General features: G+C 57.4%; 13 protein-coding genes. 4 read left to right on the forward strand and 9 right to left on the reverse strand.

Features of this window, described 5'->3' with window-relative positions; translation table 11 throughout:
- Positions 1 to 149: 149 nt before the first annotated feature.
- A complete protein-coding gene (pyrB, locus tag ACT3R7_RS02325) occupies positions 150 to 1175 on the forward strand; it encodes an aspartate carbamoyltransferase (RefSeq protein ID WP_496198738.1) in 1026 nt (341 codons plus the stop codon).
- A gap of 13 nt (positions 1176 to 1188) precedes the next feature.
- Here the strand turns inward: pyrB and ruvX are convergent, their stop codons facing one another.
- The 7 genes from ruvX to ACT3R7_RS02360 all read right to left on the reverse strand — a co-directional run bounded on the left by ruvX (position 1189) and on the right by ACT3R7_RS02360 (position 6005).
- Positions 1189 to 1644, reverse strand: coding sequence for a Holliday junction resolvase RuvX (ruvX, locus tag ACT3R7_RS02330; RefSeq protein ID WP_018918357.1), 456 nt, complete (start codon positions 1642 to 1644; stop codon positions 1189 to 1191).
- Positions 1644 to 2201 (reverse strand): YqgE/AlgH family protein, encoded by a 558-nt coding sequence (locus ACT3R7_RS02335; RefSeq protein ID WP_192536720.1) that lies wholly within the window; start codon positions 2199 to 2201, stop codon positions 1644 to 1646. The genes ruvX and ACT3R7_RS02335 overlap by 1 nt, the downstream gene beginning before the upstream one ends.
- Positions 2202 to 2263: 62 nt before the next feature.
- On the reverse strand, positions 2264 to 3226 hold the full coding sequence (gene gshB, locus ACT3R7_RS02340) for a glutathione synthase (protein ID WP_496198739.1): 963 nt from the start codon (positions 3224 to 3226) through the stop codon (positions 2264 to 2266).
- Between the two features lie 75 nt (positions 3227 to 3301).
- Complete coding sequence (locus ACT3R7_RS02345; protein ID WP_192536721.1) at positions 3302 to 3994, reverse strand: CvfB family protein; 693 nt, start codon at positions 3992 to 3994, stop codon at positions 3302 to 3304.
- Positions 3995 to 4260: 266 nt separating this feature from the next.
- Positions 4261 to 5016, reverse strand: coding sequence for a 16S rRNA (uracil(1498)-N(3))-methyltransferase (locus ACT3R7_RS02350; protein WP_192536722.1), 756 nt, complete (start codon positions 5014 to 5016; stop codon positions 4261 to 4263).
- 2 nt (positions 5017 to 5018) lie between these two features.
- Entirely contained in the window at positions 5019 to 5531 is a 513-nt protein-coding gene (secB, locus tag ACT3R7_RS02355) for a protein-export chaperone SecB (RefSeq protein WP_018918363.1), read from the reverse strand.
- 51 nt (positions 5532 to 5582) lie between these two features.
- Positions 5583 to 6005: a rhodanese-like domain-containing protein gene (locus tag ACT3R7_RS02360; protein WP_192536723.1), complete on the reverse strand. Its 423-nt coding sequence runs from the start codon at positions 6003 to 6005 to the stop codon at positions 5583 to 5585.
- A gap of 290 nt (positions 6006 to 6295) precedes the next feature.
- On the opposite strand from ACT3R7_RS02360, the gene gpmI reads away from it, so the two are divergent.
- From gpmI to ACT3R7_RS02375, 3 genes are all read left to right on the forward strand, one after another.
- Positions 6296 to 7858 (forward strand): 2,3-bisphosphoglycerate-independent phosphoglycerate mutase, encoded by a 1563-nt coding sequence (gpmI, locus tag ACT3R7_RS02365; RefSeq protein WP_496198740.1) that lies wholly within the window; start codon positions 6296 to 6298, stop codon positions 7856 to 7858.
- A gap of 20 nt (positions 7859 to 7878) precedes the next feature.
- Positions 7879 to 9015, forward strand: coding sequence for a murein hydrolase activator EnvC family protein (locus tag ACT3R7_RS02370; RefSeq protein WP_496198827.1), 1137 nt, complete (start codon positions 7879 to 7881; stop codon positions 9013 to 9015).
- Positions 9016 to 9090: 75 nt separating this feature from the next.
- Positions 9091 to 10395: a S41 family peptidase gene (locus ACT3R7_RS02375; protein ID WP_496198741.1), complete on the forward strand. Its 1305-nt coding sequence runs from the start codon at positions 9091 to 9093 to the stop codon at positions 10393 to 10395.
- On the opposite strand, the gene ACT3R7_RS02380 is transcribed toward ACT3R7_RS02375, so the two are convergent.
- Positions 10392 to 11645 carry a UbiH/UbiF/VisC/COQ6 family ubiquinone biosynthesis hydroxylase gene (locus ACT3R7_RS02380; protein WP_496198742.1) on the reverse strand — a complete coding sequence of 418 codons (1254 nt, stop codon included), beginning with the start codon at positions 11643 to 11645 and terminating at the stop codon, positions 10392 to 10394. The genes ACT3R7_RS02375 and ACT3R7_RS02380 overlap by 4 nt on opposite strands.
- A 76-nt stretch (positions 11646 to 11721) precedes the next feature.
- Positions 11722 to 12951, reverse strand: coding sequence for a 2-octaprenyl-6-methoxyphenyl hydroxylase (ubiH, locus tag ACT3R7_RS02385; RefSeq protein WP_192536727.1), 1230 nt, complete (start codon positions 12949 to 12951; stop codon positions 11722 to 11724).
- Positions 12952 to 12955: the final 4 nt, after the last annotated feature.

Here is a 12955-nt window from a genome sequence, read left to right on the forward strand (position 1 = left end):
GGCGTTTGGCAAGGGGCTTTTTGAAATAAGTCTGAAAAACATCAGCGGCCTCTTTTATAAGACCTTGAAAGCACTTCGGCGAACCACGTATTGGCGGTTACACTACCTTCTACCACTTCATCTACCCACTTATATGTATGAGGTCTGTGATGAGCCCCCATCTGCTATCCGTTGACTCCTTAAACCGCGACAGCGTTAATCACCTTTTGCGCGTTGCGGCACAAATGGAGCCAATAGCCCAACGCCGCCAGATTACGCGTGTTCTTGAAGGAGCCGTACTGGGCAATCTGTTTTTCGAAGCCAGTACGCGTACGCGAGTGAGTTTTCATACGGCGTTCTGTCGGCTGGGCGGTAGCGTGTGCGACACCACTGGCTTTACCTTCTCATCCATGGCTAAAGGCGAGTCGCTTTACGATACCAGCCGGGTAATGAGCGGCTACTGCGATGCGATCGTTATGCGTCACCCGGATCAGGGCTCTGTTGCGGAGTTTGCGGCAGCGACGAATGTACCGGTGATTAACGGCGGCGACGGCCCTGGTGAACACCCAAGCCAAGCCCTGCTGGATATTTATACGATCGACAAGGAGTTTCAGCGGTTAGGCAAATCGTTTAGCGGTGCGCACATCCTGATGACGGGGGACCTTAAGTACGGGCGTACGGTGCACTCGCTGATCAAGCTGCTGTCTCTTTATGATCCGCTACGTATTACGCTGGTATCGCCGCCGGGGCTTGAAATGCCTACTTCACTGATTGACTTGGTAACGTCTCGCGGGCATCAGGTAGAGGTACGCGATCATTTAGCCACCGACTTCAGCGATTTGGATGTGGTCTACACCACGCGGATCCAGAAAGAGCGTTTCACCGAGGAAATGAACGAGAACTTCCAGGGCATCTCGGATGACTTTATGGTCAATAAAGCGTTTTTGGATCAGCGTTGCACTGATTCCACCATCATTATGCATCCGCTGCCCCGCGATAGCCGCGCCGGCGCGAATGATTTGAACGTCGACCTTAACGGCGACCCGAGACTTGCGATCTTCCGCCAAACAGATAACGGTATTTCAATGCGGATGGCTATCTTTGCCACGCTGCTACAGGTCGATACGCTGATCGAAAAAGATCTTCGCCCGGTGCGCTGGTTTGTGCCCAGCCAGATCGGCACGCTGGACCGCTAAAATTGCGTTCAGGTTAGTAAGCAGAGCGCCCATCGGGAAGGCCTTCCTGGTGGGCGAACCAGCCTTCCAGGATCAATACCGCCGCAATGCCATCCACGCTCTCTTCGCGGTAGTTACCCCGATGCCCGGCATCGCGTGCGATCTGCTTGGCTTCGCGGGTAGAGCCGCGCTCATCGACCATCACACACGGTTTGCCGTAGCGCCCGTGCAGCCGATTGCCAAACTTGCGCGCACGCTTGCTCATGTCCGACTCGCTACCATCCATATTAAGCGGCAGACCAACGACCAATAGGTCCGGCTGCCACTCTTTCAGCAGCTGCTCGACCTTATTCCAGTCAGGGATCCCGTCACGCGCGGTGAGCGGGGCAAGCTCACGAGCACTTCGCAGCAGCTCATTACCCACCGCCACACCAACTCGCCGCGTGCCATAGTCGAAAGCAAGAATTAAACGCTGGCCAATATCCGCCATTACGCGTGCCCTGCGTCTCGGGTCATCAAGTTAAGGTCAACGCCAAGCAAGCCTGCCGCGGCGGTTAACCGCTCCACGGGTGGCGTGTTGAACAATACCTCAGGCTGCCCTTCAACCGTCAGCCAGCTATTTTCCTTAAGTTCATCTTCCAACTGGCCGACTTCCCAACCAGCGCAGCCCAAGCAAATCAGAAAGTGCTCGGGCCCTTCGCCGTTGGCCAACGCCTGAAGAATATCCATGGAGGTTGTCAGCGCAATATCATCCTCAACCTGCACGCTGGAATCCCACTCCTGACTGTCCCCCAGATGCAGAATAAAGCCGCGATCCTTGTGCATTGGGCCACCGTAATAAACTGGCGCGTTACGGTGAGGGCTATCTTCACCGCCCAGCTCTAACTGCTCAAACAATGCATCCAGGGTGATCTCAAGCGGCCGATTGGTAATAACGCCCATACAGCCGTTGTGGTCATGCTCGCACAGGTAGATCAGGCTACCCTCAAAATTGGGATCATCCAGATGGGGCATTGCCATCAAAAAGTGTTGCTTCAAACTTTGCATGCGTCTCCTACGGTCTGCTGGCATGACCAGCAGACCTCAATCATCAAATGTGAATCGGCTTCTCAAGCAGCACTCAGCCGGCGCTCAATGGCATCCAGCAGCAGACCGGCGATATTCGTGCCGCGCTGGTCATCAATTTCACGCACACAGGTCGGGCTAGTGACGTTAATTTCAGTGATGTAGTCGCCAATCACGTCCAGCCCCACAAACATAAGACCTTTCTCACGAATCATGGGCTGTACTTGCTCAATGAGCCAGTAATCGCGATCGGTAAGCTCACGTGTGACGCCACGGCCGCCCGCTGCCAGGTTACCGCGCGTTTCGCCTGCCGACGGGATACGCGCCAGCCCAAACGGCACCGGCTCGCCATCGACCAGCAGAATGCGGGTATCACCGTCTTTAATTTCAGGTAGATAACGCTGAGCCATGATCTGGCGCTGGCCGCGTAGCGTTAGCTGCTCAATCACTGCGCCAATATTGCGGCCTTCTGGGCCGATATGAAAGATACCGGTGCCGCCCATACCGTCCAGCGGCTTAAAGATCACATCGCCATGCTCGGCATGAAAAGCCCGCAGCACGTCATCCCGGCTGGCAACCATGGTGGGCGTACAACACTCGGGGAACTGCTGGGCAAACAGCTTTTCGTTACACTGCAAAAGTGCGGCGGTCGGATTGACGATCAACACGCCTTCACGCTCGGCAAAGCCTAGAAGATGAACCGCATTGGTGAAGTCAGCGTCCACCGGCGGGTCTTTACGCATTAATACCACATCCAGCTCAGCCAGTGGCCGAGCGGCCGCCTCCCCCAAGTTATACCAATGGTTAGGGTCGCGATGCACCGTGAGTGGACGCATGCGTGCATAGGCCTGCCCCGCCTGTAAGAAAAGATCTTCCTGCTCCATATAGTGCAGAGTATAGCCACGTTCCTGGGCCGCCCATAGCATGGCTATAGTGGTATCTTTCTTGTAAGCGATGTCGCTGATGGGGTCCATCACGACGCCGAGATGCAGATTTGATTGACTCATCGGGGCACAATCCATACTTAAACAATAGATAGGCAGTATGCCGTACTGCCTGTCCAGCTCCAACTGCTGACGCCGTTACGGGGCAAGCGCACCCGGCACTAAGCGTATCGCGTCAGGCGCAAGAGTAATCAGCTGCTGCTTATAGAGTCGACCAATGGCTTGTTTAAACGCACTTTTACTTACGCCTAGGCGCGCCTTGATCGCATGGGCGTCACTTTTATCGCCCAGCGGCAGGTAGCCGCCACTTTCACGCAGCGCTTTGAGTATTTTCTCACCCACCACGTCCAGGCGTGCGGCTCCTGGCGGTAATAGTGAGATATCCAGGCGCCCGTCTTCACGGCGCTGCTTCACGTAACCCGACAGCGCCTGCCCACGGCGCAGCGGCTGGGTAATATCATCCTGGTAAATTAGCCCCCAATAGCGGTGGTCGACCACGACTTTCATGCCTAGATCGGTGCGATCAGCAACCATCACGGCGACTTCAGCGCCTTTTTCCAAGGCCCAGGCGTCATCGGTCAAAAAACGATCCAGCTTCATCGTGGCAACAGGGCGCCCCTGGTCATCGCTATACAGCATTACCAGTACGCGTTTGCCAACGTCCGGCCGGAAATGTTGCTCACTAAAAGGTAGCAGCACATCTTTAGGCTGCCCCCAGCGCAAGAAGGCACCGGTGTTATTGACGGCCACAACGGTTAAATACGCCACTTCGCCTATTTGGGCAGATGCATCGCTGGCAGCGCGAGGAGGAGGAGTTGATTCACGGGCCATGGGTGCCGTCCTTAAAAAGTGAACCTGTATTATGGCGCCTGAGGATCATTGGGCAAAGTGGCAGCGCACTTTATTAGCCCGCCGGGCCTCTTTCAAAATGACCGTAAAGCCAGGCGAAGCATGGAAGGCATCAATCATACTGCGCAGACTATCTGGCAAGCCGTTGGTATTCAGCGGGCTTAAACAGGCATAAAGCGAATATTCAGACAGCCCCCAAAAACCAGGTCATCTGAACGTGGGAGCTAGGCAGGGTAGTTAGTAAGTGCTTACAAATCGCCGAAGTAGTGCTGTAACAACGTTAAAGCAACCACCGGAGCGGTTTCAGTGCGCAATATGCGCGGACCCAAGGTTAACGGCGTAAAGTCAGCCGCCTGGGCAGCTGCAATATCGGTGTCCGTCAAACCACCCTCAGGGCCAATTAAAAGCGCGGCGGTTTCGGGGCGTTCTGGCTGGTTAAACGCATTGCCGGTGGCTAAATGCAGCATCAGACGAAGCGGCTCCTGGCGAGCACTCAACCATTCATCAAGGCTCAGTGGAGAATGCACCGTGGGCACTACCGCCCGGCCGCTTTGCTCGCAGGCACTGGCAGCCACCGCCTGCCAATGGGCCAGCTTTTTAGCTTCGCGATCTCCCTTCAAGCGTACATCGCCCCGCTCGGTATACAGCGGAGTAATGGCGGCAACCCCCAGTTCAACGGCCTTCTGGATCGCATAATCCATCCGGTCGCCTTTGGAGATCGCCTGGCCAAGATGAACGGCAAAGGGTGATTCACTTTTACCCCGCCACACGGCGTCCACCACGGCAAAGGTGTGCTTTCGCCCCACCTCTGCCAAGCGAACACCCGCTTCTTGCCCCTGACCATCAAACAGCACCAACGGCGCGCCTTCACCCATGCGTAATACACGGGTCACATGGCGCGCCGGGCCTTCCGGCAGCTCTACCGTCTCGCCCACATTAAAAAACGCTGGTACATAGAGACGGGGCATTTTGCCATGCAAGGCATACCAGTCGGCTGCTTGCATGCTTAGTGAGTACTTGCTTCGGCTTGACTAGCCTGCTGCGCTTCACGCTGCTTGCGCTGGGCGTACATGGCTTCGAAGTTGACCGGCGCCAGCATCAGCGGCGGGAAGCCACCACGGTTGACCAGGTTATCCACGCACTCGCGGGCGTAAGGGAATAGCAGGTTGGGGCAGAACGCACCCAGCGTCTGTTCCAGCTGCGCACCTTCAATGCCGGAAATGCGGAACAGGCCCGCCTGCTGGACTTCAGCCAAAAACGACGTGGTGCCGGTTTCGTTATCGTTCACCTGAGCCGTCACTTTTATAACCACTTCGTATTGGTCGTCAGCGATTTTTGTGCTGCTGGTATTGAGATCCAGATTCACCTTGGGCTTGAAGGCCTGTTTGAAAACAGAGGGCGAATTCGGCGCCTCAAAGGAGATATCTTTTACATAAATACGCTGCAAAGAGAACTTCAGCTGCGGCTTATCGCCTGACGCTGCTGCGCCAGCTTGCGGGGTGTTGTTATCTTCCGCCATGGGGAAACTCCTCGTTGTTCATTTAATCAATATATAAAGGTGCGACGTTACTTACTTCTTAACCACAGGAAGGCTATCAGCCTGCCACTGCGCCATACCGCCTTTCAGCTTAAACACGCGCTCAAAGCCCGCCTTGGCAAGCTTGGTCTGAGCCACACCTGAGCTCTGCCCCTGCTTGCACACCACAATGATCGGCTGATTTTTTACTTTATTCAGTTCGCTCATGCGGCTGTCGATATTGCTTTGCGGGATGTTACGTGCGCCAGCGATATGCCCAGCTTTAAAGTCTTTCGTTTCGCGAATATCCAGCACAACCGCGTCTTCACGGTTAATAAGCTGGGTTGCCTGCGTTGAGGTCACCGCGTTGGTTGAGGCACTGCGTGTTTCATAAATAAGCCACGCTACCAGCACCAGTAAAAACGCCCCGACGAGCAGGGGGTGGTTCTGTACGAATTCGAGCAGCTGATCGATCATCGCGAACACAATCTCTTAGTCTATGCGGAAAAAAGCGGCTGAACCGCTGACAAAACGCGACAAGTATACACGTCACAAGGCACCCCGCGCAGGCCTTGGTCATGACGCCCGGCAGTTGCCTACGTTATGATGCCCCAAGCGTGCGTCAGTCGCGACCCTGATCACAAGGCATTGTCTGAAAATAACCGGTGTGGCACGTTTATTTTCAAATAATTCTTTAGCGTCAAATCATCTTTTCGCTTTGCGCCGCTTTTTAAGCCGCTTCGATTATTCAACCTAACGAGGTTTTTATGGCTACTTCTACCCCGCGCCCCGTCGCACTGATCATCCTCGACGGTTATGGCCACAATCCTGATAACGCGCACAACGCCGTGGCATCCGCCAACACGCCGGTAATGGACGATCTGTGGGCCAATCGGCCACACGCCTTTGTACATACCGATGGCCGCCACGTGGGCCTGCCCGATGGCCAGATGGGCAACTCTGAAGTCGGCCATATGAATCTAGGGGCGGGCCGCATCGTTTACCAGGACTTCACCCGCATTACCAAAGCGATTGAAGACGGCGACCTGGATATTAACGAAAACCTGACCCTGCCGATTGATGACGCGGTGGCCAATGGGAGCGCCGTTCATCTACTGGGCCTGCTTTCCCCGGGTGGCGTGCACAGCCATGAAGATCACTTTATCGCCATGGCAGAACTGGCGGCGCGGCGCGGCGCGCAGCGCATCTTCATTCATGCGTTTCTGGATGGCCGAGACATGCCGCCGCAAAGCGCCCTGTCTTCCATCGAGCGCGCTAACGCCCGCCTGGCCGAGCTGGTAGGCGCTGACAATGGCTTTGTGGCCTCGATTATTGGCCGCTTTTACGCCATGGACCGTGACAACCGCTGGGAGCGGGTCGAAAAAGCCTACCACTTGCTAACGGAAGGCCAGGCGGACATCTATGCGACCAGCGCCGAAACCGCGCTGCGCGACGCCTATGAGCGTGGTGAAACCGACGAGTTTGTATTGCCAAGCTGCGTATTGCTCAATGATAAGTGCGTTACTTTACAAGACGGTGACGCCGCTCTGTTCCTCAACTTCCGCTCTGACCGAGCCCGCGAGCTTACCCGCGCGTTTGTAGAGCCCGAGTTCAGCGGATTTTCACGCAAAGCCCGCCCGTCACTGGCCGGTAAAGGGCTGGTCATGCTGACCCAGTATGCAGCGGACATTCCCGCGCCGGCCGCGTTCCCGCCATTTGATCTCAACAACACCTTAGGCGAAGTCGTCGCCAAACGCGGTTTAACCCAGCTGCGTATTGCCGAAACCGAAAAATACCCGCACGTGACGTTTTTCTTTTCAGGCGGACAGGAAACGGAGTTTGACGGCGAAACGCGTATTTTGCTGCCCTCCCCTCAGGATGTGCGTACCTACGACGAAAAGCCTGAGATGAGCGCCTATGAAATTACCGACAAGCTGGTTGAGGCGATTGATGCCAGGCAGTTTGATCTGATTGTGTGTAACTACGCTAACGGCGATATGGTTGGCCATACCGGCGACTTTAACGCCGCGGTAAAAGCCATTGAAACGGTCGATATCTGTGTAGGTCGCGTTGTAGAAGCCATTGAGCGGGCAGGCGGCGCGTGCCTGATTACTGCCGATCACGGCAACGCCGAGCAGATGGTTCATCCAGAAACCGGCGCCCCGCAAACCGCACATACAACGTTCGTCGTGCCGCTGGTCTACGTGGGCGAACGCGCTGGCGCGTTAAGCGATGGTCGTCTATGCGATTTAGCGCCCACGCTATTGACCATGATGAATCAATCCGTTCCCCAGGCGATGACCGGGAAGCCATTGATCGATTTCAGTTGATTATACGTCCGCTAATATCCATGCGTGCGGCATTAGCGCTTAGTGCGCTTTTGATAGCCATGTATTCACCGGCGGGCTTGGCCCAGCCGGATGAAAATGCGGCACGCCAGCAGCTAGACGCGCTAGGCCAGGAAATCGAGTCGCTCTCGCAGCGACTGAGTGCCACCGGCCAAGCGCGCGACAGCGCCGAACGTGACTTACGCGAAGTCGAGACGGAACTGGCCGAGACTCACCAGCGTCTTGATGCCCTGCAGGCCGAGCGGCGTCAGCTAGATGACGAAATGGCGCAGTTAAATCAACATCGCGAGCGCCTGGAAGGAGAGCGAACCCGCCAGTATGCGGCGCTTAGCCAGCAGTTGGCCGCCCTGTATCGATTAGGCCCTACGCCGCAGCTTAAGCTACTGCTTAATCAGGGCGACCCGGCCGAGCTGGACCGCATGCAGGCTTATCTCAACCGGTTTACCCAAGCGCGTAACCAGCGGCTTGCCGATATCGCCCGCCTGGACGCCGCGCTTGCCGATACCCAGCACGCGCTGAATGAACGCCAAACGCGCCTGCTGAGCCTGGAAGACGAGCTGGACTCACAGCGCGCTCGACTGGTCGAGCGCACTAACGAGCGGAGTAGCGTGGTGGCAACGCTGGATGACCGCTACGGCAGCGAAGCCGACCGGCTAGCGGACCTGAACGACAACCGAGAACAGGCGGAGCGCAAGCTGCGTGAAATACAGGCAGAACTCGCTCGCCTCGATGCCCCCACGCCTACGACCAATATCACCCGCACCCAGGGAGATTTGCCGTGGCCGGTACAAGGTGACATTACCACGGCATATAACCGTCGTGACGGGGTTCACTATAATGGTATTGTCATTCAGGCCAGTGCCGGTACTCAGGTGGGTGCAGTGCACACCGGGCGGGTGGTATTTGCCGAATGGATGCGCGGGTTTGGCAATCTGGTGATTATCGACCATGGTGATCAGGTAATGACGCTTTACGCTCACCTGCAGCAGTTTAGCGTTCGCCCCGGCCAGCAGATCAGCCGTGGCGATGAGATCGGTCGTGTAGGCGACAGTGGCGGGCAACCCCGCGCCGCGCTCTACTTTGAAGTACGTCAACGTGGCGAACCAATTAACCCTCAGCGTTGGATTGCGCGCCGCTGACGGGATAAGCTGAAACGCATTAATGTCAACTAAGGCGGCGTCTTGTAACGCTGCCTATCGCCTTGCGGAGTCTGCATGACGCCATTTGTTACCGACGTATCGGCCCCTGCCAAGCGACTCTTGGCTACCCTGCTTCCCCTTGCGCTACTGTCGGCCCCGCTACCGCTGCTTGCTCAGCCAGCCAGTCAATCGGCGGTCGATGACCTGCCGCTTGAAGAAATCCAGACCTTCGCCGAGGTATTCGAGCGCATCAAACGTGGCTACGTTGAGGAGGTCGATGACCGCACCCTCTTGCGTAATGCCATGCGCGGCATGCTGAGCGAGCTGGATCCGCACTCGGCGTATCTCGATGAAGAGGAATACCAAAGCCTGCGTGAAACCACCCAAGGCGAGTTTGGCGGTATTGGTATCGAAGTGGGCATGGAGAACGGACAGCTAGTGGTAGTAACACCCATCGACGATACCCCAGCCTCACGAGCGGGGCTGCTGTCACGCGATGTGATCATTGCCATCAACGGTACGCCTACCGAAAGCATGTCGCTGCAGGAAGCGGTGACCATGATGCGCGGCGAACCGGGCAGCGAGTTGCGTATTTCCGTGCTGCGCTCGGGCGAAGAGACGCCGCGCACCTTTACGCTTAACCGCGAAGTGATTCGCAGCGAAAGCGTCAAGCACGAGCTGCTTGAGCCAGGCTACGGCTATCTACGCATCAGCCAGTTCCAGACGCGCACCACGGAGCAGGCACGCCAGGCGATTGAGCGCATGATGCGCGAGCAGCCGCTGGAAGGCCTGATCCTTGATCTGCGTAACAACCCCGGCGGCATCCTACAGGCTGCTGCTGGCGTGGCGGATCTCTTTTTAGATGACGGTTTGATCGTGTACACCGAAGGACGCCTTTCTGACACTGAGCTTTCGTTCTCAGCCTCGCCGGATACCCCCGCAGGCGATATTCCCCTGGTGGTGCTGATTAATAGCGGCAGCGCCTCGGCCGCAGAAATTGTTGCCGGCGCTCTGCAGGATCAGCGGCGCGGCGTGATTATGGGCACCGATAGCTTCGGCAAGGGCTCGGTTCAGCAAATTATGCCGCTGGGTAATGGCGAAGGCCTGAAGCTCACCACGGCGCTCTACTACACGCCGAACGGGCGCTCCATTCAGGCCCAGGGCATTGTGCCGGATGTAGAAGTGGTGCGCGGCCGCCTCGAAGTGGCCGAAAGCCGCCTGGAGCTTCGCGAGTCGGATTTAGGCGGCCATCTGGATGCTCAGCAGCCAGCAACACAGGCACGCATGTCAGCGACTGAACGGCTGCGCGACGACTATCAGATGAGCGAAGCGCTTAACCTGCTTAAAGCTCTCAACGTGGTGGATCGCCGCCGCCGTTAACGACAGCTAAGCGGCAGGCGCCCGCGCTCTCCGGTGGCCTGCCGCATTACCATCCGCTTTAAAGGACTGAGTCGATTCATACCGCTCATGCCCAGATTGCGCGCTAACGTAAACACCGGCATTTGGGTACCAAACAGCTCTCTAAAGCCCTTCATCAGGCCTAACATGGCGCTATTGTCCAGACGCCGCCGACGCTCATAGCGGCGTAGCGTGGTTAGCTCGCCCCAGGGGGCACCGCGTCGCCAGGCACTGATGACTTCTTCAGCAAGCACCGCTGCATCCATCAGGCCCAGATTAACCCCCTGCCCCGCCAGCGGGTGAATACTATGTGCGGCATCGCCCACCAGCGCAAAGTGCGCCAGCACATACTGCTTTGCATGGCGCTGCACCAGCGGAAAACGGTATGCCTGATCACAGGCGACCACGTCGCCCAAACGATGGCCAAACGCCTCGCCTAGCGCCTGGCCCAAAGCCTCGCGCGATAACTGGCCAAGCGTTGAGGCGTGCTCAGGCGTGGTCGACCAGACAATCGAGCAATAGCGCGCGTCGCCGTCCACGGTAAGCGGTAAAAAAGCCAGCGGCCCGCCCGTCAGAAACGCTTGGCGCGCAGTGCTGCCATGGGTTTGCGTGCACTTGACGGTTGTGACCACGGCTTCCTGGCCCATGTCGTCACTGACAACGTCTATCTCGGCCATTTCGCGCAGCGTTGAGCGCGCGCCATCCGCCGCCACCAGTAACGGCGCATGCAGCGTACGCCCGTCAGCCAGCTTCAACCAGCGCCCGGTGACCGAGGTTTGCAGCGCCCGTAACGTCGCCCCAAAAAAGCACGTTACGTTGGGGTGACCAAGCACCTGATCGTTTAGCGCTGCTTGGGTGACCGCGTTTTCAACGATATGTCCAAGCACGGACACCCCGGCTTCATCGGCAGAAAAGTTGATCTCCCCACTGCCATCGGCGTCCCAGACCTGCATATAGCGGTAAGGCGTTACACGACACTCGGCCATCGCGGGCCATACGCCCAAATGGGTGAGCAAGCGCTGGGAGACCGGCGTTAATGCGCTTACCCGAGGGCCTGGCAGCGCCTTGTCGATCGACTCCCAGCCAAGCGGCTCGTTACGTGTCTCAACTAATCCAACGCGTATGCCCGCCTGCGCCAGCAAGGCAACCAGCGCCGTCCCGACTACGCCCGCACCGACGACGACAACGTCAAAGCATTGGGTAGGGTCAGTTTGTGTCGCATGCGTATCCATAGCGTTCCTTGGGTCTGATCTTGATTATCCTGCAGTTGGTTCGCGCTTTACTTAAGCCCGGGCGAGCGGTTGATAATTAACGCTCCAAACCCATCGCCCGGCGTGCTAAGCCGCGACGCAACGGCCCAATTAGATTAAGGCCAATCAGTCCCGCGGCCCTGGCATGCGGCAGTAACGGCAATGATTGACCAAACAGGCGCACTAGGCCATCGCTAAAGTGAATCACATTGCTGCGATCACGCGCCCGCTTTTGCTCAAAAGCCAGCAGCGTGGCCATATCGCCCAGTGACCGCTTGGCCTGTTCGCCCTGCTCAAGTGCTTCGACTAAATCCATGATACCGCGCAGCGCCAGATTAAAGCCCTGCCCTGCGACCGGATGCAGTGCATGGGCGGCGTTGCCCAGAACCGCAAGCCCTGGGCGAACCGGTTCTTCTGCCGTCACCAGCGAAAGCGGATAGCTATAGCGCTTGCCTGCCCGGATAAAGCGTCCTACACGATCGCCAAAAGCGGCCTGTAACTGAGAGAGGAATTCGCGATCCGGCAACGCCATTCGCGCCTGCTCCTGTCCCGATGGGTGTGTCCATATCAATTCCATTGCCTGTCCGGGAAGAGGCAGAAGAGCCATCGGCCCTTCCTGGGTAAAACGCTCATAAGCCACCCCTTGGTGGGGCTGGCTGATACCTACATGAGCAATCAGTGCGGTCTGCTCATAGGAGTTACGCCGGCTGCTGATGCCCAACTGCTCTTTAAGGCCCGAACGGCCACCGTCGGCAAGTACGGTTAATGCTGCACGCAGTTCGCTACCGTCAGAAAGGCGCAAGTAGTGGCCGTTTGCTCCAGGTGAGAGCTTGTCTACCTTGGCCGGGCAATACCACTCGACCGGCAGGGTTCTTAAGTGGCGATGAAGCACCCGTCCCATCCAGGCATTGGGAATAACATGCCCCAACGCATCGACACCCAGTTCCTGAGCGCTGAGGCGTGTAGCACCCAAACGCCCGCGCTCGCTGATATGAATATTTCGAATAGGTGTCGATTCCGCCTGCATGGCCTCCCAGACGCCCAACTGGCGAAAGCGCTGCGCAGAGCCCTCGGCAATAGCGCTTGCCCGGGCGTCAAAGCTTGGCTGCCAACTCTCGTCAAGCGGCGCGTCATTAAGCGGGGCCGCTTCGATAATTGCGACTTTCCAACCATAGCGCTCGATCAGTGGAGCCAGTGCGCAGCCTAAGCTGGCGCCCACTAGCCCACCCCCGACGATGACAATATCGTGGGTGGTCGTCTGTGCTGGCGTATGCCCCGACTGCGCCATTGGC

This window comes from Halomonas sp. AOP43-A1-21 (genome assembly GCF_052376775.1).
Classification (GTDB): Bacteria; Pseudomonadota; Gammaproteobacteria; order Pseudomonadales; family Halomonadaceae; genus Vreelandella; species Vreelandella colorata.

Bases quoted from the DNA above. Each gene is read 5' to 3' on its own strand.
- secB (WP_018918363.1), bottom strand. From the start codon at position 5,531: ATGGCGGAAGATAACAACACCCCGCAAGCTGGCGCAGCAGCGTCAGGC.
- ACT3R7_RS02370 (WP_496198827.1), top strand. From the start codon at position 7,879: ATGCGTGCGGCATTAGCGCTTAGTGCGCTTTTGATAGCCATGTATTCA.
- gshB (WP_496198739.1), bottom strand. From the start codon at position 3,226: ATGAGTCAATCAAATCTGCATCTCGGCGTCGTGATGGACCCCATCAGC.
- gpmI (WP_496198740.1), top strand. From the start codon at position 6,296: ATGGCTACTTCTACCCCGCGCCCCGTCGCACTGATCATCCTCGACGGT.
- ACT3R7_RS02380 (WP_496198742.1), bottom strand. From the start codon at position 11,645: ATGGATACGCATGCGACACAAACTGACCCTACCCAATGCTTTGACGTT.
- ACT3R7_RS02360 (WP_192536723.1), bottom strand. From the start codon at position 6,005: ATGATCGATCAGCTGCTCGAATTCGTACAGAACCACCCCCTGCTCGTC.
- ACT3R7_RS02345 (WP_192536721.1), bottom strand. From the start codon at position 3,994: ATGGCCCGTGAATCAACTCCTCCTCCTCGCGCTGCCAGCGATGCATCT.
- ACT3R7_RS02335 (WP_192536720.1), bottom strand. From the start codon at position 2,201: ATGCAAAGTTTGAAGCAACACTTTTTGATGGCAATGCCCCATCTGGAT.
- ruvX (WP_018918357.1), bottom strand. From the start codon at position 1,644: ATGGCGGATATTGGCCAGCGTTTAATTCTTGCTTTCGACTATGGCACG.
- pyrB (WP_496198738.1), top strand. From the start codon at position 150: ATGAGCCCCCATCTGCTATCCGTTGACTCCTTAAACCGCGACAGCGTT.
- ACT3R7_RS02350 (WP_192536722.1), bottom strand. From the start codon at position 5,016: ATGCAAGCAGCCGACTGGTATGCCTTGCATGGCAAAATGCCCCGTCTC.
- ACT3R7_RS02375 (WP_496198741.1), top strand. From the start codon at position 9,091: ATGACGCCATTTGTTACCGACGTATCGGCCCCTGCCAAGCGACTCTTG.
- ubiH (WP_192536727.1), bottom strand. From the start codon at position 12,951: ATGGCGCAGTCGGGGCATACGCCAGCACAGACGACCACCCACGATATT.